General features: G+C 49.6%; 20 protein-coding genes. 8 read left to right on the top strand and 12 right to left on the bottom strand.

Annotated elements, in window-relative coordinates:
* Positions 1-164 precede the first annotated feature (164 nt).
* Positions 165-1,193: a type I glyceraldehyde-3-phosphate dehydrogenase gene (gene gap, locus H5985_RS04160; RefSeq protein WP_205050055.1), complete on the bottom strand. Its 1,029-nt coding sequence runs from the start codon at positions 1,191-1,193 to the stop codon at positions 165-167.
* A 22-nt stretch (positions 1,194-1,215) separates the two neighbouring features.
* Complete coding sequence (gene tkt / locus H5985_RS04155) at positions 1,216-3,240, bottom strand: transketolase (protein WP_420892573.1); 2,025 nt, start codon at positions 3,238-3,240, stop codon at positions 1,216-1,218.
* A 271-nt stretch (positions 3,241-3,511) separates the two neighbouring features.
* On the opposite strand from tkt, the gene H5985_RS04150 reads away from it, so the two are divergent.
* Positions 3,512-5,011 carry a C69 family dipeptidase gene (locus H5985_RS04150; RefSeq protein ID WP_205050054.1) on the top strand — a complete coding sequence of 500 codons (1,500 nt, stop codon included), beginning with the start codon at positions 3,512-3,514 and terminating at the stop codon, positions 5,009-5,011.
* 145 nt (positions 5,012-5,156) lie between these two features.
* Here H5985_RS04150 and dsbI read toward each other — a convergent pair whose 3' ends face one another.
* The 3 genes from dsbI to H5985_RS04135 all read right to left on the bottom strand — a co-directional run bounded on the left by dsbI (position 5,157) and on the right by H5985_RS04135 (position 8,393).
* On the bottom strand, positions 5,157-5,822 hold the full coding sequence (gene dsbI, locus H5985_RS04145) for a protein-disulfide oxidoreductase DsbI (protein ID WP_205050053.1): 666 nt from the start codon (positions 5,820-5,822) through the stop codon (positions 5,157-5,159).
* An 11-nt stretch (positions 5,823-5,833) separates the two neighbouring features.
* A complete protein-coding gene (locus tag H5985_RS04140) occupies positions 5,834-6,490 on the bottom strand; it encodes a thiol:disulfide interchange protein DsbA/DsbL (RefSeq protein ID WP_205050052.1) in 657 nt (218 codons plus the stop codon).
* Between the two features lie 82 nt (positions 6,491-6,572).
* Complete coding sequence (locus H5985_RS04135; protein WP_205050051.1) at positions 6,573-8,393, bottom strand: aryl-sulfate sulfotransferase; 1,821 nt, start codon at positions 8,391-8,393, stop codon at positions 6,573-6,575.
* 164 nt (positions 8,394-8,557) lie between these two features.
* Between H5985_RS04135 and H5985_RS04130 the strand changes: the two genes are divergently transcribed.
* A complete protein-coding gene (locus H5985_RS04130; protein WP_338124954.1) occupies positions 8,558-9,667 on the top strand; it encodes a LysR family transcriptional regulator in 1,110 nt (369 codons plus the stop codon).
* A 21-nt stretch (positions 9,668-9,688) separates the two neighbouring features.
* A complete protein-coding gene (locus H5985_RS04125) occupies positions 9,689-10,408 on the top strand; it encodes a 16S rRNA (uracil(1498)-N(3))-methyltransferase (protein ID WP_205050049.1) in 720 nt (239 codons plus the stop codon).
* On the opposite strand, the gene mgtE is transcribed toward H5985_RS04125, so the two are convergent.
* From mgtE to mpl, 7 genes are all read right to left on the bottom strand, one after another.
* Positions 10,405-11,922 carry a magnesium transporter gene (gene mgtE, locus H5985_RS04120; protein WP_420892572.1) on the bottom strand — a complete coding sequence of 506 codons (1,518 nt, stop codon included), beginning with the start codon at positions 11,920-11,922 and terminating at the stop codon, positions 10,405-10,407. The two genes, H5985_RS04125 and mgtE, sit on opposite strands and share 4 nt — an antisense overlap.
* A gap of 149 nt (positions 11,923-12,071) precedes the next feature.
* Complete coding sequence (locus tag H5985_RS04115) at positions 12,072-12,626, bottom strand: isochorismatase family protein (RefSeq protein WP_205050048.1); 555 nt, start codon at positions 12,624-12,626, stop codon at positions 12,072-12,074.
* A gap of 88 nt (positions 12,627-12,714) precedes the next feature.
* Positions 12,715-14,520 (bottom strand): C69 family dipeptidase, encoded by a 1,806-nt coding sequence (locus H5985_RS04110; protein WP_205050047.1) that lies wholly within the window; start codon positions 14,518-14,520, stop codon positions 12,715-12,717.
* A gap of 103 nt (positions 14,521-14,623) precedes the next feature.
* On the bottom strand, positions 14,624-16,594 hold the full coding sequence (locus tag H5985_RS04105) for a ribonuclease catalytic domain-containing protein (RefSeq protein ID WP_205050046.1): 1,971 nt from the start codon (positions 16,592-16,594) through the stop codon (positions 14,624-14,626).
* Positions 16,594-17,205, bottom strand: coding sequence for a MarC family protein (locus H5985_RS04100; protein ID WP_205050045.1), 612 nt, complete (start codon positions 17,203-17,205; stop codon positions 16,594-16,596). The genes H5985_RS04105 and H5985_RS04100 overlap by 1 nt, the downstream gene beginning before the upstream one ends.
* A 12-nt stretch (positions 17,206-17,217) precedes the next feature.
* Positions 17,218-17,775, bottom strand: coding sequence for a YqiA/YcfP family alpha/beta fold hydrolase (locus tag H5985_RS04095; protein WP_275096240.1), 558 nt, complete (start codon positions 17,773-17,775; stop codon positions 17,218-17,220).
* 10 nt (positions 17,776-17,785) lie between these two features.
* A complete protein-coding gene (mpl, locus tag H5985_RS04090; protein WP_205050043.1) occupies positions 17,786-19,126 on the bottom strand; it encodes a UDP-N-acetylmuramate:L-alanyl-gamma-D-glutamyl-meso-diaminopimelate ligase in 1,341 nt (446 codons plus the stop codon).
* 497 nt (positions 19,127-19,623) lie between these two features.
* Here mpl and accB point away from each other — a divergent pair, with 497 nt between their 5' ends.
* The 5 genes from accB to H5985_RS04065 all read left to right on the top strand — a co-directional run bounded on the left by accB (position 19,624) and on the right by H5985_RS04065 (position 24,518).
* The gene (gene accB, locus H5985_RS04085) at positions 19,624-20,079 is read left to right on the top strand and encodes an acetyl-CoA carboxylase biotin carboxyl carrier protein (protein ID WP_205050042.1); all 456 of its coding nucleotides are present in this window, start codon (positions 19,624-19,626) and stop codon (positions 20,077-20,079) included.
* 5 nt (positions 20,080-20,084) lie between these two features.
* On the top strand, positions 20,085-21,461 hold the full coding sequence (accC, locus tag H5985_RS04080; protein WP_205050041.1) for an acetyl-CoA carboxylase biotin carboxylase subunit: 1,377 nt from the start codon (positions 20,085-20,087) through the stop codon (positions 21,459-21,461).
* A gap of 1 nt (position 21,462) precedes the next feature.
* A complete protein-coding gene (prmA, locus tag H5985_RS04075; protein ID WP_205050040.1) occupies positions 21,463-22,362 on the top strand; it encodes a 50S ribosomal protein L11 methyltransferase in 900 nt (299 codons plus the stop codon).
* A 180-nt stretch (positions 22,363-22,542) separates the two neighbouring features.
* Complete coding sequence (locus H5985_RS04070) at positions 22,543-23,535, top strand: zinc-ribbon and DUF3426 domain-containing protein (RefSeq protein ID WP_205050039.1); 993 nt, start codon at positions 22,543-22,545, stop codon at positions 23,533-23,535.
* A 44-nt stretch (positions 23,536-23,579) separates the two neighbouring features.
* The gene (locus H5985_RS04065; RefSeq protein WP_205050038.1) at positions 23,580-24,518 is read left to right on the top strand and encodes a carbohydrate kinase family protein; all 939 of its coding nucleotides are present in this window, start codon (positions 23,580-23,582) and stop codon (positions 24,516-24,518) included.

Below are 24,518 nucleotides of genomic sequence, written 5' to 3'. Positions count from 1 at the left end.
ACACCGATACGGCCGGAACGGCCGTGCGCTGGAAAAGGAAGCGATTCCTTTTTGAAGAGTTCCCCCGAGGAGAAACCCGTCGGTGCGGGTTCCTCGGCGAGAGGCTTGAGCCTGAACGGCTCAAGCGGGTCGCGCGAAGCTCCGTCCTTTTAGGACAGTGTAGTTCACTGAGCGGCCATCATGGCGCAGGCTGTATCGAGCATGCGGCAAGAGAAGCCCCATTCGTTGTCATACCAAGCCGTCACCTTCACCAAACGAGTGCCGGAGACTTTCGTCAACGTGGCATCAAAGATCGAAGAGTGAGCATCGTGGTTGAAGTCGATGGACACGAGAGGTTCATCGTTGTAGCCCAGAATGCCTTGGTTTTCAGGCAATTCTGAAGCAGCCTTCATCACGGCGTTGACTTCTTCAACCGTCACGTCACGCTTGGCCTCAAACGTCAGATCAACGAACGAAACGTTAATCGTCGGAACACGAACGGCAAAACCGTCAAGCTTACCGTTCAAATCCGGCAACACAAGACCCACGGCAGCGGCAGCACCGGTCTTTGTCGGGATCATGGAGTGCGTAGCAGAACGAGCGCGGCGCAAATCCTTGTGATAAACGTCTGTGAGAACCTGGTCGTTGGTGTAAGCGTGAATGGTCGTCATCAAACCACGTTCCACACCGATCGCCTTATGCAAAGCGTTGACAACCGGAGCCAAGCAGTTCGTTGTGCAGGAAGCGTTGGAAACAACGGTCATATCCTTGGTGAGAACGTCCTGGTTAACACCATAAACCACCGTTGCGTCAACACCCTTACCCGGAGCAGAAATCAAAACCTTCTTGGCACCGCCTTCCAAGTGAGCCAAGCATTTTTCCTTCGTGCGGAAAGCACCCGTGCATTCGAGCACCACATCCACGCCCAATTCCTTCCACGGGAGGTTGCGGGGATCGCGGTCGCAGAACACGCGCATACGGTCGCCATCAACAATCAGATACTTTTCGGTATCGGAAACTTCTTCAATCTGGACATCATGGTTGAAATGTCCGTGAACCGTATCATGACGCAATAAATGAGCATTGGTCTTAAGGTCACCCATGGCGTTAATGGCCACGATTTCGATATCGTGCTTTTTGCCCAATTCGTAATGGGCACGCAACACGTTACGACCGATGCGGCCAAAACCCGTAATGGCAACTTTAATGGTCATTTTGAATATCCCCTCTTAAGAATTAACGATTAATAGCTTTCATAGCGGCTTCAACGACGCGATCAACGGTAAAGCCGAATTTTTCCCAAAGCACAGCGGCAGGAGCCGATTCACCGAATGTATCGATACCGACTACTTCACCGTTTTTAACGTACTTGTACCACAGACCCGTTACGGAAGCTTCAATAGCAACCTTCGGGGCATCCGTGAGAATGGCGTGCTGTTCTTCACTAGACAGTTTATCGAAAAGTTCAGTACACGGCATAGAAACCACGCGAGTGCCGATTCCCTTTTCTTCAAGTGCTTCACGAGCTTTCACGGCTAAGGGGACTTCAGAACCGGTTGCAATCAACACGCAATCGATTTGTTCTGCACCCTTACCCGATTCCTTCATCACATAAGCACCGGCATGCAAAGCCTGAGCCGCATCGGCTTTAACTTCGTCAACATCACGAGCGATGAATTCAATATTTTGACGAGAACCGATAATAATCGAAGGCGCATGGCGCGAGTCAATCGCACTTTGCCAAGCCACCAGCGCTTCAACCGTATCACACGGACGCCAGACATTTAAATTCGGGATCAAGCGCAAGCTCGGAATATGTTCAACGGATTGGTGCGTCGGACCGTCTTCACCCAAACCGATTGAGTCATGAGTGAAGACAAAAATCGAGCGTTGCTTCATCAGTGCTGCCATACGGATGGCATTTCTCGAATAATCCGAGAAAGTGAGGAAGGTGGCACTAAACGGAATAAACCCACCGTAAAGCGCAATACCGTTTTGAATGGCCGACATACCGAATTCACGCACACCGTAATTGATGTGACGACCCAGATAGGTATCCGGGCGCATGGCCTCCACTCCGGTCCAATTCGTGAGATTGGAACCCGTTAAGTCAGCCGAACCGCCGAGAAGACCGGGAAGGTGCGGGGCAAAGGCATTCAAAGCCTTCTGACTGGCTTTACGAGTGGCCACGGTTTCCTGAGCTTGAGCAGCCTTGGCAATCGCTTCTTGCATGACTGCGTCGAAATTGGCCGGCAAATCGCCCTTCAAGCGACGAGAGAGCTCCTGACTCAATTCGGGGTAAGCCTGGGAATAACGAGCAAACATTTCGTTATAGTCGCCCTCAAGCTTTTGACCGGCTGCACGAGCATCCATGGCGTCATAGATTTCCTGAGGAATCACAAACGGATCCCAGGTCCAGCCCAGAGCTTCTCGGGTGAGTTTCAATTCCTCTTCACCCAAGGCTTCACCGTGCACTTTGCTCGTACCCTGACGATTGGGAGAGCCCTTACCGATTACCGTACGGGCGATAATGAGCGTCGGCTTATCCTCGCTTTGCTTAGCCTGAGCAATCGCGACATCCATGGCGTCAATATCGTGACCGTCCACCGGACCGATGACATTCCAACCATAAGACTCAAAGCGTTCGCGAGTGTTATCCGAGAACCAATTGATCACCTTGCCGTCAATGGAGATACCGTTGTCATCATAAATAACGATGAGCTTATTGAGTTTCCAAGTACCGGCCAACGAGCAGACTTCGTGGCTGATGCCTTCCATCAGACAGCCGTCACCCAAGAAACAGTAGGTGTAGTTGTTAATAACATCAAAACCCGGGCGATTAAATTCAGCGGCCAACATTTTTTCAGCCAACGCCATACCGACGGCGTTGCCGATCCCTTGACCCAAGGGGCCTGTGGTGGTTTCCACCCCAGGTGTCACATCCACTTCAGGGTGACCCGGCGTCTTGCTGTGCCATTGACGGAAAGCCTTCAGATCTTCAATCGTGAGATCGTATCCGGTCAAATGAAGCAGCGCATACTGCAGCATAGAACCATGACCGTTACTGAGAATGAAACGGTCACGACCGATCCATTTCGGATCGACCGGGTTGTGGCGCAAATGTTTTGTCCACAGAGCCACGGCGATATCAGCCATGCCCATCGGCATACCCGGGTGACCGGACTTGGCTTTTTGAACGGCATCCATAGCCAACGCACGGATAGCATTGGCCATCAACTGAGGAGTGACATTACAGGTCATGTTATTCAACCAATATCAAAGGGAAAAACCATTGAATAGACAAAGAAATTTTTGTCCGACTTAAACAATTAGATTGTACTGAAATTGCGCGGTAATACAGTTAATTTTCGTAATCTTTTTTCTACGAGAACGATTCTCATCGCTCCTTTTTCAGAGTCTTGACAATACGGATAAATCCCTAGGCGTTTTCCCGCTCAATCTAAGTACTTCGGCGTAGGATATTGGGCGGCTGGGTGACCTCTGACTCAGCCGAAAATTTGAGGAGTATTTCATGTTTAAAAAAGCTGCATTAGTGGCCTCTGTTTTGGCCGCTTTTTCTTCGATGAGCTTGGCTTGCACGACCGTTTTGGTCGGTCCTGAAGCAACCGCTGACGGTTCTTTCTTTGTGGGCCGCAACGCCGACAGCGATGCTTTAAAAGCTCAACATATGGTGATTCACCCCGCCAAGAAGAATCAGAAGGGTATGTACCGCACACAAGACTACAAGGGTGCCACCAATTTTGAATATCCTTTGCCTGAAAACGCCATGCGTTACACGACCGTTCCGAACTGGAAGACGCAATTGCACGGTGCTGTAGGCTTTAACGAAGCCGGCGTCGGTATCTCCGGTACGGAATCCATCTACGCAAAGGATGAACTGCTGAAGCTTGACCCCTACAATGAAGCCACCGGTATCACCGAAGACGACATCTTGGATGTGATTCTGCCTCGCGCTAAGACCGCCCGCGAAGGCGTCCAAATTCTCGGCAGCATTGTTGAATCGATCGGCGCAGGCGAAGGTTTCGGTGTGGCTTTCGTTGACGAAAAAGAAATGTGGTACCTCGAAACCGGCACGGGCCATCAATGGATTGCTCAACGCATCCCGCGTGACCAATACTTTGCCTCCGGTAACCAAGGCCGTCTGCAAGCCTACGATCCGAAGAGCGAAGACTTCATGGCGAGCAAGAACCTCGTGAAGTGGGCTGCTGACAACGGCTTCTATAACGAAAAGAAAGACGGTGCTTTCAATTTCGCCAAGGTTTACACGCGTGACGATGAACGTGACCGTGTGTACAACGACCCGCGCGTCTGGCAAGTTCAAAAGATCCTCACGCCGAGCCTGAAGCAACCGGTTCAAGAAGGTCGCTCCTTCCCGGTCTACGCCAAACCCGACAAGAAGGTCACGCTTGAAGACATGAAGTCGATTCTTCGTAACCACTACGAATCCGGCGAACTTCAAAGCCACGACCCGTACACGAAGGGCTTGCGAGGTGATGAAGAATTCCGTCCGATCAGCGTCTTCCGCACCTACGAATCTCACGTGATGCAAGTGCGTCCCTGGATGCCGCGCGAAATCGGTTCTGTGATTTATGTGGCCATGGGTATGCCGAATCTGTCGGTCTATGTCCCGTACTATCACGGCCTTGACGCCTACCCGGCCCACTATGGCATGGGTACGAACGAAGCCGACAGCCAATCGGTGTACTGGAAGTATCGTAAACTTCAAACGCTCGTGATGACTGACTATCCGAAGTTGGCTCCGATCGTTGAAAAGGCTTACCACGAGTTCGAAGCCGACACGGCTAAGAAGCAAAAGGCCTTTGAAGAACAATATCTGAAGACCTACAAGAAAGATGCCAAGAAGGCCGATAAGATGCTCAATGAATTCAACCTGGGCATTATGGCCAGCGCTGAAAAGTTAGCCGAAGATTTGACCAATCAGATCTTTACGATCCGTACGGCTGACATTCAAAAGGCCAACTTCTTTGCTAACCGCAGCAAGAAAGACTAATTGATCTTAGGCTTTAAACTGTAGTTTGAGCGGGCTCGTGAAAACGAGCCCGTTTTTTTGATATGCTCGTCAGAGCGCAAAAAAGCCCGAATCGTAATCCAAAGATCCGATCCAGGCCCAAACATGACTTTTGTCTCTATGAGGACTACTTCAAAAAGTCACGTTTAACCCAGGCAAAAAGCAGTGCCGCGAGCAAAATGGCATAGCACACGCATGCGAGCATGCAGCATTCGGCCATGTCCATAAACTTCCACTGCGGGAACAGATACCAGCCGTCGCTCGCCTGATAAATCTCAATGAGCCAACGCTGGAACTCTCCCAACTGCGTCCCATCGGGCACTACCGGTGCATCGTAGCCGCAGTCACCGGTTTGCTTAAACCATTCCGGCCACCACTTATCAAGCGGCAGACCGAAGTGATACGTGGGTTCTGTCGAGCAGCCCTGCATCCCGAACATTGCCAACGGATCATCCGAGTGCACCGCGTCATGAATGCCCATCAATTTCCACGAGCACATCATCGTGTAAATGAGCCCGTAGAGGAACACACCGATGCCCACAATCTTCGACCAAATCACCTTAGGTTTGATCGCCACGATAAAGCCGCCGATGGCCATTACGATGTTGCCGTAGCGGATGTATACACACTGCTCGCACGGCAGCATGTGCAGCCAGTTCTGAAACAGGTAGTGTGCCAGGAGCACCAAAATGATGGACGTGACGGCAAAAAGCAACCACGGCTCACGCGTATCCTGCCACGCAGCCAGCGTCCCCATGGGATCTTTTTTAAAGCTCGAACAAAACCCTTTCATCGACTCATTCCTTATTTCTTAGCCAATTCACGGATGTTTTCAACCATGCTGTCGATCGACGTGATCGAGGCGGTCTTCAACAGATACTTGCCGTTGACGACAAAAGCGGGAACGCCTTGAATCTTGGCAACGTCATACGTGCAGTCTTTCCAGGACTTCACAAGAGCCTGCACCTTGGGGTCAGTCTTTTTCTTATCGAAGTCGGCTCGGCTCATGCCTGCAGCATCCAGAGCGGTCTTGATGAAAGCATCTTCACCGGCGTCCCAGCGTTCTTTTTTGTCGTGATAGGCCTGATAGAGGGCAAACTTAGCTTTCTTGTGCAAAGAGCCTTCATCGGTGGGATCGCGCCCTGCAGCTTCGTCTTCGACCCAAAGCACAGCGAGGACATCATCGCCTTGATTGCCGTACTTACCTTTGGTGTGAAGGTGATAGTCCTTGAAGGTGAGTTCCTTGCCGAGCTTTTCTTTCAGAATCGGTACCACACCCTTGTCATAGCGGTAGCAGAAGGGGCAGTCGTAGGAATAGACCTTGATGAAGGTGTTTTCGGCATTGACAATCGGTTTTTCCAAAACTACATAATCTTTGCCTTCAACCGGGGCGGCAGAGGCAGAAACGGTGAAAGCCAGACCGACAGCAGCGGCAGCGGCTAAAAATTGACGACGCAACATGTTTACATTCCTTTCTTATTCAATACAAACTTCTATCGATGGGGCGAAGATACCCATCCCCGCCCCTTCGGTTTGATGACGATTACTTCGTGTTAAAAGCCTTGTTTACATCAATCGGCATAGCCTGGTAGCCTGAAACGTTGTGCAATTGAATTTCAAGAGACGGTTCCTTGGCACCCCACTTGAATTCTTCAATGAAGGGATTCGGAGCCGATTCAAATGCACCGCTTTGCAGGTTATACGTGGCACCGGCTGTGGCGGAATACACAAAGATGGAATCCTTATCCTTGTGGTATTCGGTCAAAGAGGTCACCGGGCTGTACCATTCATGACCGCGTTCCTTGCCGTATTCCCAAACCTGTTGAACAGTCATCTTCTTTTGGTCAATCTTGTAGACCACGGCACGGCTGTACTTCATGGACGGAATAGCAGGTTGTTCCATGCCGCGGGCATCACCGTTGTCGAACACGCTCAGATAGAAGACATTCTTGTCAGACTTGGAGTCAATACGCCAACCGGTATGCTGCGTCCAGGTCCAATCGAACGTGCCTTCGCACTTGCTGTTTTCACACTTGATCTTCTTGCCGTTCTTATCAACCGGTGTGAGCACTTTCTTGGCGAAGTCGCCCTTCCAACCTTGCGGAGAACCCATGATCCACTTCACCTTCTTGTCGCGACCGATCTTGATCACAGCCGATTGGTGACGAGAGGAAATGATGATGGAGTCATCGGTCGGGTCATAGTCAACGGAATTGATGTGAGCCCAGTTGCGGCCCGGGCCGGAACCCACGATATCGCCGAAGCGGTCGGATTCGTCCATCTTGGCAAGGTCTTCAGCGCTTAAAGTCTTACCGGCTTGGCTCGCGTCAATATTGAGGCACACGGCGCCTTGGTCAAGCACCTTCAACACATCGTCACGATACGGATCGAGAATGTCGAAGAGGCGCCACTCGTCAACCACTTCACCCGTGGGACTGACTTCAATGATCACGTCACGGACGGTGCGAACGTGTTTACCGTCACCGCGCAATACATCAGAGGAAGCAACACGCAACAGGAAGTTGCCGTTTTGCATGGCATCCATGGCGTGAGAAAAATCGTTATAGCCGTCGGGCAAACGACGATTGAAGATTTCGCGACCCATCAAGTCATACTTGGCATAGCGCTGACCATAGCCCCAGGAGAGTGCACCGTCTTCATTCTGTCTGAAGCCCATCATGATGCCGGCCTTGTAGATATTGGTCGCATCGTAAATGGCATCCGGATCCATGTACCAACGAATTTCACCCGTGGTATCGATGATGGCGTTTTGTGCACCGTAGTTCCATTCAAGAGCGCCGCCCATCGGGTTATTCCAAACCACTCGAGAAGCGTTGGCAGCCGGATCAGCAGCCAAGTTGTTAATGAGAATCAAGCGGTCCTTAAATTCCGGATCCAATTTCTTAACGGTCGCCTTAAAGAGCGGTCCGACGGCAGAACCCGGTTGTTCAAGAGAGAAGGGCTGAGCGTAGATCTTGTAGACTTCTTTTTCTACGCGTTCGCTCTTACCGTGATTGGTACGCGTGTAAGAAACTTCCACAGAGTTGACATAGTCGGGATAAAGACCGAAGACCGGAATACCGCCGTGCGTGCGGACTTGCTTATCGCTGACTTTGTAGGCAATCTCTTGACCGTTTTCTTTCGGCACGATGCGAACAGAAACATCGGTCACCACATAGCCGCCGTTACGGATCACAGCAGTCAGGGGAGCGATCTTGTAAGGATTCATAATGACCGCACCCAACTTCCCCTTAACCGGATAGGTAACCTTGGGACCGGAAGCACCGCCGATAGCAAAAGCCGACGAGGCAAAGGCAAAAGTCGCTGTCACAATAGCGCCGGCGATAAGCGATTTTTTAAACATAAAGACTGTCCTCCAAAGACAAGAAAAGGCTCGCGAAACACGAGAACAAAAAGCTTGAGCTACTAAGCGGAGATCCATTAAAACTGCGCTTTAGAGCTGTTTCTCAGTGTAAAATGAGGCTGTGAATTTAAAAATTCTGACTTAAACCCAGACAATTTCGAGCTGTGACAATAAGCAGTTACCAAAAAACGAAAATCTGTTCTCTGTCGTTTCCGGAATTGGAGTTTTTTCTTCGTTTATACGAACTTCGATCCATCACGGAAGTTGCTAACTGCATGCATCTGACGGTGCCGGCGGCTTCACGTACACTCAAAAAACTCCGGACAACGTTTGACGACACCCTGTTTATTCGATCCAATCCCCTGTTCTTGCCTTCAGCAAAGGCCAATGAGCTTTACCCTCAGGTCAAAGATATTTTGCAAAAACTGGGGCAACTCATCGATCCGGAGGAGTTCTCTCCACAGCGCTTAAAAAGAACGTTTCGACTCGGTGTGGTCGATAATGCCATCCACACTGTGCTGACTGAATTTATTGAGAATTTTTATAAAATCGCCCCCGATTGCACGTTGGAATTTCAGTATCTAGACTCTCGAATTTTTGACAAACTGGAGGACAACCGGCTGGATGTGGCCATTTTGCCTACAACCGAAGAAGTGCGCGGCAAAATCCGTCAGTTTTTACTTTATCCAAACCACTTTGTACTCTGCGTCAGACGTTGGCATCCGCTTGTTCAGTACTATAAAGAGCACGGTTCAGTTCCTGCCTCTGAAATTGCCAAATATCGAAAAGTGATTGTTTCAAACTGCCTGGATGTGGCTAAAAGAACGTACACGATGGACGAGACGACGTTTGATGACGAATTCAAACAGGAAATCGCCTGCAGTACGCCTTACTTCACGTCAGTGCCCAACTTTCTGATTCATTCGGACTTTACGGCTTTCCTGCCCGATGACACCGCCTTCTTGTTTAAAGAACTCTATGGTGCAGACATCGAGATTTTGCCCTTTACCGATAGTGAAAAATTTACCTACCATACAAGGCTCATTTGGCACGAAAGAACCGACAACGACATGGTTATGCAATGGTTCAGAAGTTTATTCGCTCTTTATGCGGGTAAATCGTTTCTTCTTCGGGCAATCTCTCGTCCCTACACGAAGATGTATGCGAAAACTGCCTCAAACGAAAATTTATTTTCTCAACCTGTGTCCGGCACTACCCATAAAAAAACAAAAAGTCCGATAAAAACACGATTAACGCAAAACAAAAAATCTTAACTTTTGTCTTCACCGCATAAAATGGCTCCACGATTTTACGTTGACTCTGAATTCAAACCCGATAGCGTTCTGGTTTTACCTGAAAAGCCGGCTCACCATGCTTCACGCGTGCTTCGTATGCGAGACGGTGACTGCGCTCACTTATTTAACGGTAAAGGAATCGAAGCCCATGCAGTGTTGCATTTTTTCTCAGATCGAACCGAAGCACATATTGATTCAGTGACCCAAAGTGAGACGGAAAGTCCCTTACACACGGTGCTGATTCAGTCTTTGGTCTCTCAGGAAAAGTTGGATTGGATTCTCGAAAAAGCCACCGAACTCGGCGTCGTGAAGATTGTTATCGCGCCGAGCGAGCGCAGTGTCACAAAACTGGACGAAAAACGTCTTCAAAAGCGTCTGCTTCAATGGAAAAATACCGTAATCAGTGCTTGTGAACAATGTGGCAGAGGACTGATTCCCGAAGTGTTTTTCTGCGGTAAGCTTGAGTCTGCTTTGACCGAACACAAAAGCGAAAAAAATCTGATTTTAGCGCCCTCGGCTCACAAAACTTTTTCCCTTGAGAATGTTCATAGCGTCACGTTTGCTGTGGGCCCCGAGGGAGGATTTAGCGAAGAGGAAATAACACTGGCCCAACAACTGGGCTATGATTCGACCCTTCTCGGACCGCGAGTATTAAGAACAGAAACCGCAGGATTAGCTGCTCTGGCTGTTGCGCAAAGCCTGGCGGGCGATTTTCGTTAGAAGAACAGGCCTGCAAGCCCCAGGAAGATTAAAAAGCCGCCGCTATCAGTGATAAAGGTCAGGAGTACGGAACTGCCCATAGCCGGGTCTTTGTCGAGCTTTTTCAAAGTGAGAGGAACAATTAAACCCACAAGAGCCCCCACAATGATGTTAAGCATCATGGCAAGAAACATCACGAGCCCCAACTTCATTCCAAAAGCGGAGTCATAATACAAAAGCCAAGCGCCCAGACCTGCGACTGCTCCCCACATCAGGCCGTTGATGATAGCCACACATAATTCTTTTTTAAAGAGATCAATGGTGTTGCTGTCGGTGACCTGCCCCATGGCAATAGAACGAACCAAAAGCGTTAACGTCTGATTACCGGTATTGCCGGCAATATTGGCTGCAATAGGCAGAAGCGCTGCCAAAGCAACCACCCGAGAAATCGTTCCTTCAAAGCAGCTGATCACGCGCGAGGCAACAAAAGCTGTGCAAAGGTTCACGCCCAACCAAATCCAACGGCTCTTGGCAGCTTCCCAAACGCTTCCGAACAAGTCTTGCTCATCGCTCAAACCGACGGCTGCGTAAGCGTCTTCGTCGCTACTTTCACGAATCACGTCCATCACTTCGTCGACGGTAAGGCGCCCCACCAAGCGTCCGGTTTCATCCACGACCGGAGCACTGACCAGGTCATAACGTTCAAAGGCCTGTGCCGCATCGGTGGCTTCATCCAAAGGATTCAGTGTGAGCACGTCGCTTTTCATCAATTCGCGAACGCTTCGCTCCGGATCACTGATGACAATCTTTGAAACAGGCAAAGCCCCTTTCAATTTCTGATTGCGATCAACCACAAAGACCATATCGGTCAATTCGGGCAGTTCTTCAAAACCTCTCAGATAGCGAAACACCGTTTCAAGCGACCATTCTTCCCGAACGGAGACAAATTCGAAATCCATGCGCGCACCCACGGTCTCTTCCGGGTAGCTCATGGCCGCGCGCAACTGTGCGCGCTCTTTGGTGGTCAAGCCTTCTTGAACTTCTGCCACCACATCAGGCGGCAGGTCTTCGACCAAGTCAGCGATCTCGTCCGTGTCCAATGTTTCCATGGCATCGACGAGTTCTTCGCGATCCATGGCGTCAATCAAGGTTTCACGAACGCCGTCATTGACTTCCACCAACACATCGCCGTCTTGGTTATTGCGGACCAAGTCCCAAACTAACAGACGATCATCGGTCGGAAGGGCTTCAAGAATATAGGCAATATCGGCAGGATGAAGGGGCGCAAGAATCTTGGCGATTTCTGCCTTAATCTGGATATTGAAGCTGTCTCGGATTTCAGCTTCTTGTTCGTTGGTGAGTGCGCCGCTTGCGCTGATTCGATGGCGCTGATCCTCAGCCTTTTCTATGCATTTTTGAATGCGAGCGAGGGCGCGACTTGCGAGTTCAGGCTCGCGAGCCGAAGCAGACGGTTGAGCAGCCACTGCTGCCGAGCCAACCGTTTTGTTTTCCATGTCTCGTGCTTGTTCAGCCATCGAGGCACCCCGTCATTCATCGTCAATCACCATCAAGTGAAAAATACTAAAGCCTTGGGATTGTACCACTGAGTCGAGAATACTCCCCCATATTTCAACCAAACAGGGCCAAATTTCACCGAAATTTCATAGTTTGCTGCAAAAGTCAGTTATTTTGAGCAATGACAGGCCGCCTGACTGATCGCGACTCCTCCGTCTAATGACGGGCAAAACCCGACGAGTACTTTAAACATTTCCGTACCATACTTTTCAACACCGTCGTGCAACGTATTAAGCACACAAATATCGCCGGCAATGCCGCAAATTTCAATCTTTTCAATGTCGAAATCTTGAATCAGACGATTCAGTTGTTGAGCCGAACTTTCATTCTTAAAAATGGAATACTCTTCAAGCTCTTCTTTATCGCCTTTGTACAGGCATACGACCTTTCCACTTGTTTGGAAAAGAGCTTCAAAAAGTGGTCCAAAAATCGCAGCACCTGCTGTGTTTTGAACACAATGTCTGGGCCATTGACCACCGTTATCTTGGAAAGAACAATGACCGTATGGATGCCAATCCATGGTCACGACTTTGAGTCTATAGTCTCCATCCTTTTGCCGAACATAACGGGCGAGTTCAAGCATTTTTTCTTCTGCTTTTTCTACCGCTAACGTTCCGGAAATGAAGTCTACTTGAGGATCAACCACCAAAAGCATTTTGTTCATCACGGTTCTCCTCACAACACCGCCTCGGGAATTTTTTCTCGAGGCGGCGTTGTCTACATACGGACAGTTAGATCAAACTTTCAGTCGCTTATTTGACAATTTTCACGGTATCAAAAGCGGCAATCGGTTCTCCGTCAACTTTGGTGAAGAGAACGAGTTCGGTCTTAACGTCCTTAAAGGTCGTTGCAACAGCGCCCTTCACAGGGAACGTAATCACGGCGTCTTTCAAACCGTCGCCATCAACGTCTTTGAAGACCACCTTAACGGGTTTGGCACGTTGACGATTGAGTTCGTCTTCGCCGTCAGACCAAGCTGAGCCGAATTCAGTGACGGATTGATCAAGCTTAGTTGCATCAAAACCCTTTTGAGACAGAAGCACCACATCCACCGTTCCCTTTTCATCCGACAGGCTCAACGTATCCTTCATGATCACGATGTCCTGTCGATTGACCTTTTGCAGGATCTTGGAGGCGGCGCCCAATGCTTCGTTGTAATTGAGCACATTGAAGTTGTGCATGAATTCAACTGCACGATCGGGGTCGATCGCAGCCAGGGATTGAGCACGGGCTTCAATCGCACCCAATTCTTCAGCCTTGCGTTCTTCATAGTCCTCGATGTCGTCAATGACGTCTTCGCGAGCATCCGGCATCCAATCAAGGAATTGTTGTGCCAAGACAAACGTGAACACGTTCTTATCCAACGAGAAGCTCATCTGCTCGGGCGTGGCATGGAATTGTGCACGCGTGCCTACTGCCGGGCTCATAAAGGCTTGAGCAGCTGCAGGTTTTGCAAGCGGGAAGGAAGGCACAAACGGTGTTTCATACGGACGTGCGTTGCTTCTCCAGGAAACCGTCAGAAGCGGATTCTTCGTGAGTTTGAAGACTACGCTGTCGTGCGTGTCAATATTGCCGATGTCGCGCAAGTCATAGAGATGCCAACCGGTCACAGAGCGATCAACCTGATCGGACTGAGCACGCATAATCTTTTGCACATCCCAGGGCGTGACCTTTTCTTTCGGAATAATGGACTGCGGAATCGCATTGTGGTCTTCAATGTGTTCACCCGTCATGATCTTCATGAAGGTTTGTACACGTTGCTTATTCCAATCGGCCGCACGACGGCGATCGGGTTGATAGGCTTCGCGGAAGTTGAAGTCAGAGTAGTCACCAGCCTTAGCGGGTTTGTAAGTACCCATCTTGATGGCGTGTTCCACTAAGTCCGGAGAAGCAATGACATTTTCCTTGTCATTGAGATCCACATTCGTCAACGAGTAGGAGTTGGCAAGGAACGCGACTTCGTTGTCTTTAACCTTGCGGGCAAGATAGCGGTGTCCGCGCAGGATGGCCATTTGCCAAGCTTCATTGTGGTCAGCAAAAGTATAAGTGCGGCCTTGGTGCGTGTAGCCATACTTTTCAACTAACTCGATCGCAATCTGCACAGCTTCGCGAGCCGTGTGAGCGCGTTCTGCCGTGATACGACGAATACCGTAACCGATACCGCCGTTTTTCACCTTCTGATCCTTCTCGATCGTGTCGCCGCAGTTATTGGACGTGATCAAAACGCCCGCTTCATTGAAGAAACCGTCCGAGAAGCTGTAGCCTTCCGGAGCCAACGTTTGAGTCCACCAATAACCCAGAGTCTTAGACACTTGAGGAATCTTAGCTGCCGTCGGTTCGTACTCAATCAACGTTCCTTTTTTGTGCGTTGCTGCCGGCACCCAGTACTGGCTCATCAAAATACGACGATCGTTATCTTCGTTGTGACCGATGAGAATTTCACCGGTTGAAGAAGCATCCTTACCGACAATAACAGTAAAACAAGCTTGAGCAGACATTGCCGTCCCCAACATAAGAGCTGCAACAGATGCAGCCATGAGAGTTTTTCGAAGGATCATAAGTAAACTCCTCTAATCGTTTTTTGGCCAAATGCCTCTGCTAGTGTATGCCTAAAGCGAACTATTTAGGCTATTGATATAGGAGGAGTTTCCCTGATTGCTTTTAAGAATTTTCGTCTTTTTCAGTGCCTTGAGCTGCTTCAGATTCAGCTGAGACCTCTTCAACCGCGTCCTCGTCTTCAAGAGCCTCTTCGTCGGTTTCATCGAGCACTTCTTTGAGTCTAGCCTCCAGGAGCACATCAACATAATCGACGCCCAAAATATCGAGCAGGATCTTCTGCCCCCTCGGCAACTCGGGCAATCCGGGCATTCTTTGCATGAAAGGCAAGCCTTCGATGCGAATTAATTCGCCCTTGACAACAACGGCCTCGATGGTCTTGAGTCCTTCTTGCTCAATCCAGCGCAAGCTCCAGTAGCGCTCCATCTTGCGTTGGAACTCTGAATAAGCACCGTACGTTAACGTGAAATTGGAAACGATCGTAAAAAGATCGGTGTCACTGGGACGATAGCTCGGCGTGCGATCGAGCGCCGCACTGATTAATTGACGTTGATTGACAAGGTCAACATACCGGCGCAAGGGCGACGTACTCCAAGCATACTGAGCCACTCCCATTCCATCGTGGGGCCCCGGCGTAGTGCTCATTTTTACGCGACCCATGCTTTGAGAGCGGTAGATACCTGCAACATTCATTTCCTCGAGCCAGCCGCCCCAAACCGTATTGGCAAAAATCATCAATTCGCCTACGGCCAAGTCCAAGGGCGAACCCCGGCGACGGGATTTCAGATGAATGATCGCGTTCTCGTCTTCGCCTTCAAGATCAAAGCTCCATTCCACTCGACCGAGGATTTCAGGCTTACCTCGTACGGCCTCGCGGTCAGCCAGACATTTTTTGGCAAACTTCCACAACCAGGTAATTTCTTCGGCAAAGGGATGATTAACAGTGCCTGCTAAAAGTTTTTCTTCGGAAAATTCGTCTTCAATCTGATCGTATCGGATGTTGCTTGCAACACGGATTCGTTCCAAGTGCGTTTCGGTGGCACTGACTTCGAGCGTGTCTTTATCCACGAGTGCGTAAAGCGACAGGCACGGCACGGCTCGCCCCTCATCAAGGGAGAATTCCTTAATCCAGCTTTCGGGCAACATGGTCGTTTTGATGCCGGGCGCATAAACCGTAGATAATCTGCTACGCGCAACCCGATCGATGTCGCTGTCACGCTCAATTCCAAGGCCCGGAGCAGCGATATGAATGCCGATACGAAGAAGCTTGTCGCTTACATGCTCCACGCTTGTTGCATCGTCAATTTCCGTAGTTGAGGAGTCATCGATCGAAAAAGCCTTTACATTGGCAATCGGCAAATCTTCCCAACCGTTCTCTGAAGGTAAACTCAGATCGGCAGAAAAGCCCTTTCCCTTCGGGAAGTACTGAGCATAAAAACTGTCTACGTGCCAGCGATAGGCCGAACCGATTGCTCCTAGCGACAAAAGAAGTCTCAGAGGCGTCATACGAGATTCGCTTGCCGCATCCGAGAGCGCTTTCCAGATATTGCTGTTTTTATCAGGTGAAACCAAAAGGGTGATCGCTTGAGAAGCAATTTCTTTAGGCACGGTCATTTCATCGACCATCTGCCGAACCCAGGCCTTTTTCTGCTCTTCTGCCAGACGTTTTTTCTCAACCGCAGCAAGGGCGGCTTTCAAAATTTCCTCAGGGGCCTTGCGGTAATTGCCGCGACCTTTTCGGTGAAAATAAACCGGATGACCATGAAGCGTCAGCAACGTTGCGATGCGTTCAATAACGCCAGCCTCTTCTCCGAAATAGTCTCCTGCAAGAGATTCAAAACGGAACTCTCCGTCCGGTGCCACTTCCCAAAGAAACTGCGGATCCATCTCTGCTGCCGTTTGCTCGGCTTTAGCCATCACTTCGGAGGCCGCGGGCGACTCAAACTCAAAAAAGACGTGACCGCCTTTGACCTTCGTGCGGCGTCCTGTCACAAGTTCCACCTGATAGGCACTGCCCGTCTGCGATAAAACGGTGCCGACCTTAAAGGTGCCGTCTTCTTCAAAAAAGAGATACATCAAATCGCCCCTTTCAGCGTTGTCTGGATAAATTGAGTAATACCGGTTAAAAACATTTGGACGGCCATTGTAGCCAAAATCAAACCCATGAGACGTTCAAAAGCGGCTGTCGTTCTTTCTCCGACCAACTTTTGCACTCTTTCGGCAAATACCAAAATAGCGGCACTGATGGCGCACGTTAACACGACAATAAGAAGCCACTCGGTGATTCGTGTGGGGTCGCTGCCGACCAAAAGAAGAATGGTAGCAAGTGTTGAGGGCCCGGCAATAGCGGGCACAGCAAGGGGCACAATAAAAGGCTCTCCGCCCGGCGCTTCTCCAAATACACCTTCCTTGGAAGGAAAGACCATTCGGATCGCCATCAAGAGCACAATCAATCCACCGCCGATGGAAAGAGCCGCCTGACTCAGTCCCAACGAATCCAAAAACGCTTTGCCGCCGAAAGCGAAAATACACAAAATGACCGCTGCAATAAAGCACTCACGGATCACCACCATCGAGCGCCTGTTCTCAGGAACGGACTTCAACGAAGAAATAAAAATCGGGATATTTCCCAAAGGATCTGCCATCAAAAACATCAGCAACAAGGCAGAAACAAAAGAGTGTTCCATTTCAATGAGCCTTTATCGAGGGGTTTCAACCAAGAATTTTTCAATTTCCGGCAAACACTGTTCAAAATGATTGATTTCATGTGTATTGCCGGGCAAAAGAATTTGAGGGCAATCAGCGTATTTTTTCTGTGCTTTTTTCCAATCCAACACTTCATCAGCGGTGGACAAAAAAACCAAATACCGTTCAGGATGAATGCGCTCGCAATTCATCTGTCGCGCCTGTTGGGCAAACTCAGGCAGAACCTCAATCGTGCGATCGGTGTTGGCAATCGTTTGCACACCTAAATAATCATTGATCACACACCAAGGTTCTGTTGCCGGATTCAAAAGCACGGCTCTGCAGCTGATTCTTTCGGCAAGCCACGTTGCATAAAAGCCCCCTAAGCTTGATCCCACCAAACACAATTGTGAAGGATCCAGGTTTTGGGTAGCCTCAATCAAAATCTTCTGAGCCTCTTTCGGTCCAACATTCAAATCAGGCGCTTCAAACGTGAGTTTTTCTGAAAACGCCTCACGCATGATCTGTCCTTTTTTACTAAAGGGGGTCGAGCGAAACCCATGCAGGTACATTAAAACCATGTCAAGCACCTTTTTTCAGAAGACCTAGGATTTTCCAGTGAATGCCTCCGAATCCACCGTTACTCATCACGAGTATGCTGTCACCGGGAGCAGCCAAGCGTGAAGCCACAACGGCCGTCTCATCAATGCTGTGAAGTACATGAAGCTTTTCGCCCAAGGGAGCCAAAGCTTGTTCGGCATCCCAACCGAGCTTCGGGTCGGCGTAACAAACCACTTGATCGGCCTCTTTTAAACTGCCGGGCAAACGATCTTTCATCGTACCCATTTTCATGGTGTTACTTCTGGGCTCAAGCACCGCGATAATTTTCCCACTATCTCCCATTTTGCTGCGCAAGGCCGCGATGGTTTCGTAAATAGCGGTCGGGTGGTGAGCAAAGTCATCGATGACTGTGACACCGTTTACCTCACCCTTAACCTCCATACGACGTTTGACGCCTTGGAAAGTCTTCAACGATTCAATCGCGTCTTGTGGCTCAATACCGATATGAGTAGCGGCAGCCACGGCCGCACTGGCATTTAAAAGGTTGTGATGACCGGGCAGGGCCAACTTGAGCTCACCGAAAGACTTATCTTTATAAAAGAGTTCTTTCCCTTCCAAATGCCATCCACGCTGATCATTAAAGTAAACGCATTCGCTGTAAAGTCCCCGGTCAAGTACCCGCCCTAAAGCTTCGCATTGTCCGTTAACCACCACTCGGGCATTCTGCGCCATGGTTCGCACCAAGTGGTGAAACTGCGTTTCAATGGCGTGCAAATCCGGGAAGATATCTGCGTGATCGTATTCAAGGTTATTTAAAACGGCAGTTTTGGGTCGGTAGTGCACAAATTTTGAGCGTTTATCAAAAAAGCAGGTGTCGTACTCATCGGCTTCGATAACAAAATAGCGAGAGTCAGTGAGTCTGGCTGAATGACCGAAATTAGCAGGGACCCCTCCGATCAAAAAGCCGGGATTTTTTCCGCAAGCTTGCAAAATCCACGTCAGAAGTGAACTGGTGGTGGTTTTTCCATGAGTGCCTGCCACAGCCAGGACATGATGCGAGCGCAGCAGGGTTTCTCCGAGCCACTGCGGACCTGATGTATAAGGAAGCTGATCGTTGAGGATTTTCTCCAAAAGGGGATTACCTCGGGAAATGGCATTACCGATGACATATAAATCAGGTTTAAGAGCAGTCTGCGCGGGATCAAACCCTTCGATCAAATCAATACCGGCAGCCACCAACTGATCACTCATCGGCGGATAAACATTGGCGTCACACCCGGTCACTCGGTGACCGGCTGCACGAGCCAACTGTGCCACCCCACCCATAAATGTTCCGCAGATACCCAAAATGTGAATATGCATAAGAAAAGCCCAAAACCATTGAAAAACTTGAGTATTTTATCGATTTTTTTTGAACATATACTGAAATATCTTCAATGACAAACAACAAAACGGTACTCGGAAACTGATCGTCCTTGTCGCTTCTATTGTCGCCTGTATTAATATCGGTAGCTCAACAAATCTGCGAGAAGCCATCACTGCTTAAATATTATGCAACATGCCCAAAATATCAGCACACCGATGGACAATGCAGCAAACTTGTCGTTATTTCCCGTCAATTCTCACGATTTTCTTTAACACAGATTCACACCGTCCGAATAGTCGAATACGTCAGGACTACCATAAATGGGTGATCGAAAAATAGAGAAAAATCGAAAAATTAAACGAAATTACTAGACTTTTAGCGAAAAAAGCATGAAAATGCAGTTTAAATACTGTTTTATTAGCCCGACGAGTCCAATTATTGCTTCCCTGAAAGAGATGACGTCGGAGCATTACATTTATATGAGGTCTGTGAAATGGATTTACGCAAACTGAAAACGTTGATCGACTTAGTAGCCGAAAGCGGTATCTCTGAGCTGGAGGTCACCGAAGAAAACGATAAAGTGCGTATTGTCAACAAAGTCCAAACCGTGGCTGTTGCGGCTCCCGCTGTTGCCCCGGTTGTCGCCGCAGCTCCGGCTGCTGCCCCCGCTGCCGCCCCTGCCCAACCGGAAGCGGCTGCTGAACCCGTTGTGCAAGGCACAACCGTGACCTCTCCGATGGTGGGTACGTTCTACCGTGCTCCGAATCCGGGTGCCGAACCCTTTGTGAAGGTAGGCGATCACGTCGAAGCCGGTCAGACCTTGGGCATCATTGAAGCCATGAAGCTTTTGAACGAAATTGAAGCGGAAACCTCCGGCACGATTAAAGAAATTTGTGTTGAAAACGCTCAACCTGTCGAATTCGGTCAACCCCTCTTTATCATCGGCTAAAGACTATGTTCGGAAAAATCTTAATCGCCAACCGCGGTGAGATCGCTCTGCGCATTCAAAGAGCTTGCCGTGAAATGAATATCAAGACGGTGGTGGTGCACTCCACGGCTGACGTGGATGCCAAGTATGTCCGCTTGGCAGACGAGTCTGTCTGCATCGGACCGGCTCCCTCTGTTGACAGCTACTTAAATATTCCTGCCATCATCAGCGCCGCAGAAGTCACCGATGCAGAAGCCATCCACCCGGGTTACGGCTTTTTGTCTGAAAATGCTGACTTTGCCGAAAGAGTTGAACGCTCAGGTTTTGCCTTCATCGGCCCTCGCCCGGATTCGATCCGCATCATGGGCGATAAAGTCTCGGCCAAGAAGGCCATGATCGAAGCCGGTGTTCCTGTCGTTCCGGGCTCTGACGGTGCACTGCCTGACGATCCTGATGAAATCATCCAGATTGCCCGCAAGATCGGCTATCCCGTCATTATTAAAGCATCCGGTGGCGGCGGCGGTCGCGGTATGCGTGTGGTGCGCACCGAAGCTGCTTTGATCAATGCGGTATCCATGACCCGTCAGGAAGCACAGGCCGCTTTCGGCAATCCGACGGTTTACATGGAAAAATTCCTTGAAAACCCGCGTCACATTGAAATTCAGGTGCTCGCGGACAATTTCCACAATGCCATCTATTTAGGTGAACGCGACTGCTCCATGCAGCGCCGCAACCAAAAGGTACTCGAAGAAGCTCCCGCTCCGGGCATTCCCCGCAAACTGATTGAAAAAGTAGGCGAACGCTGTGTTGAAGCCTGCAAACGCATCGGTTACCGCGGCGCAGGTACTTTTGAATTCCTCTATGAAAACGAGCAGTTCTATTTCATTGAAATGAACACCCGTATTCAAGTGGAACACCCTGTAACCGAACTTATCACAGGTGTTGACCTCGTTCGTGAACAAATCCGAGTGGCTTACGGCGAACGTTTGCAATACAAGCAACGTGATATTCAAATTCGCGGCCATGCCATCGAATGCCGTATCAACGCTGAAGATCCTTTCACGTTTGTTCCGAGCCCCGGACGAGTCACAGCCTGGCACACCCCCGGCGGTCCCGGCATTCGCTTTGACAGCCACGTGTATTCCGGCTACTTTGTGCCGCCTTACTACGACTCCATGATCGGTAAGCTCATCGCTTACGGCGATGACCGCGAAACGGCCATTGCTCGTATGAAGATCGCTTTGTCGGAAATGGTCGTCACCGGAATTAAGACGAACTTGCCCTTACACCGTGAATTGATGATGGATGAGAAATTCCGCCAAGGCGGCGCCTCCATCCACTATCTGGAAGAACGGCTTAAGGACCTTCAAAAACAACGCACCACCCACGAGGACAGCCTCTAAGATGCGTGAGATTACTTTATTAGTGAATGACCGGGCCGCGGAAGTACTGGGCGATGCCCTGATGGATGCCGGCGCTTTATCTGTTTCTATTGAAGACGCAGACGCCGATACGCCTGATGAACAACCGCTTTACGGTGAACCGGGACTTGAGCCTACCAAACTTGCTTGGAAGAACTCATACCTGAAAGTTCTGGTTAACGATGACTTCGATTTCGATCTCGATATGGCCATTGCCGTTAAGGGATTAGGAATTGAGGAACCGAAGCTTGTGAGCGATGAACAGGTTGAAGATGCGGACTGGGTACGCATCACTCAAGCTCAATTCCAGCCGGTTCGAGTTTCCGACCGTTTGTGGATTGTGCCGACCTGGCACGAGCCGCCCGCAGGCGACACCGCCATCAACATCCGCTTAGATCCGGGCGTTGCTTTCGGCACGGGCAGTCACCCAACCACTCATCTTTGCCTGCAGTGGCTTGATGCCAACGTCAAGGCCGGTGAAAGTGTTTTGGACTACGGCTGTGGCACGGGTATCCTCGCTATTGCCGCCAAGAAAGTCGGAGCCGGCGAGGTCTTGGGCACGGACATTGATCCTCAGGCTGTCGAAGCCGCTGTCGACAATGCCAAGGCTAACGATGCGCCCGCTACTTTCGTTTTACCGAAGGATATGCCCGAAGGGACATTTGATATTGTGGTGGCCAATATTTTGTCTAATCCACTCAAGCTGTTGGCCCCTGCCCTCTTGGCTCGCGTCAAGCCCCAAGGCCACTTGGTGCTCTCCGGTGTTTTGGCTCGTCAGGCCCAAGAAGTCATGGATGTTTACAAAGAACACGATCCTTCTGTGAAGCTTTCCGTATGGAAAGAAAGTGAAGGATGGGTTTGTATCGCCGGTCAAAAACAATAGCAATATCGAATCCGTAGAAGGCGGCCATTGCTTGATGCGGTGGCCGTTTTCTTTTGCAGACTGAATTCTTGTATTTCCTTCGTTGAAAAAGTTTTCTCAAAGGACACACTTCGTGCACAAAATCAGTATGATGATTCGTCGTTAATGGTGTAGTCCAAATAATTTTTTTCTTGTGTAGCTATGACGGTTTATATCACTCGTTGCCCGGCTTGCCAGCAGGCTTTCAAAATCACCGAAAATGTTCTTCAGGCCAAAAGCGGTAAGGTTCGTTGCGGCTTTTGTCAGAATGTTTTCAATGCTCGTGAACATTTGTATAAATCCATTGACCTCGAAGGCAGTTTAAACCGCATTGAACGTGAAGCCGAAGTCGAGCGCCAAGGTATTGCCAGCATGAAATCTTTGGCCGACCAGTTAAAAGGCTTTGACTCCGTCGATGATAATCAAGGATTAGTCGGTATCCGAAGTGAAGTGCGTAACGGCCCCGAAAGATTGGATATCATCAACGGCGGCTCCAACATTAAGGTCATCAGTCATCCGGCTCCCTCTGCTGCGACGAGTGAAAACAACAGTGACAGCGCCGCTTATGAAACGGACGATGAAGAGCAGGAAGAAAACGAAAAGAAATTCTCTTCCAAGACGTGGCTTTGGGTGATTATTGCGCTCGTAGCCGTGATCGGCATCGCTGTCAAACTGCTCGCTTCTAATCAAAATGCCGTATTAAATAAAATTCCGCAGGCTGAGCCGCTTTTTAATTTACTGTGTGAAAACATCACGTGTGAACCGCGCCGAACACTCACGCCTCTTGATGCCCCTGTTAAGAATGAGGCAACGGAAAGTCAGCCCTCAGCAGATCAAGGAGCTGCTACTGCTGCCGAGACCGCCCCGGTTTCTATCCTTTCTCATCAACTCAATCAAGTTGAAGGCAATCGGTATGCGATCTCCGTTGAACTGAAAAACAACACCGACAGCGCCCAAGCCTTTCCGATCTTAACGGTTGTACTCAAAGGTGAAAAAGAAGACATCATCACCCGTCGCCGGATCAATCCGAGTGAATACCTCACGGATGTCAATCAAACGATTGCTCCTCAAGCTTCACAAACCGTATCCATCGCTTTTGATATGACCGACGGTGATCCGGCAACACTTGCTGTTGAAATTGAACGTATTCTTTAATTTTTTCTCTCCCGTTTACTTGTGGTAAGCGGGATTTTTTTACCATGAGTATTTTTATTTCCGGCTCCGTTGCCTATGACACTATTCTGAGTTTCAACGGTGTATTTGCCGATCACCTTCTTGAAGGCAGTCTTGAGAAAATTAATTTGACTTTCCAGACGCCTGTCATGAGCAAAAATTTCGGCGGCTGCGCGGCCAATATTGCCTACGGCCTTAAAGCCGCAGGGGGCGAACCGCTCATTGTCACAGCAGTCGGAAAAGACTCGGCAGAATACTTCAATCATCTTAAAGAGCTTGGTATTCGTACCGATGCCATCAAAGTGATTAATGAGGCGTTTACCCCTCAGGCCTTCATCACCACAGATAGCCTTGGCAACCAAATGACGGCTTTTCACGAGGGCGCTATGGCCTTTGCCGATCAGGCGCTCCCCGCTGAAGATGAAAAGCTTGACTTCGGTATCATCACGCCGACCGACACTCGGGTAATGAAGGCTCATACCCGGTATCTCAACTCACACAACACTCCCGTAATCTGGGACATGGGGCAAGCCAGTGCCTATGTCACAGGCGAGGACATCGAATGGTTTATTGAGCATGTCGATATCGTGACGCTTTCAGCTTATGAGTGGGACGTTCTCAGTCATAAAACCGGTCTGTCTCAAAGAGCTGTCGCCTCCCGTCTTCGTGCACTCATCATGACTGAGGGAGCTCAAGGCGCAACACTTTTCACAAACGGCGATTCTTTTCACTTTGACGCTTTGCCCGTGCAAGGACCGATTTATCCTGTCGGATGCGGAGATGCTTTCAGAGGAGGACTCTTGCGAGCCCTGAGTCTGAGCCTTGATTGGGACGATACCATGCGCCTGGCATCTTTAATGGGCGCCATAAAAGCCCAACATCCTCAAGCACAAGGGTATTGCGCGAACACAAATGAAATTGCGCGCCTTTTCAGACGCGCATTCAATAAAGAGATTTCGCTTTAG

Source organism: Parasutterella secunda, assembly GCF_016901835.1.
Lineage (GTDB): Bacteria > Pseudomonadota > Gammaproteobacteria > Burkholderiales > Burkholderiaceae_F > Aphodousia > Aphodousia faecavium.
This window is presented reverse-complemented; position numbering and strand designations above follow the sequence as displayed.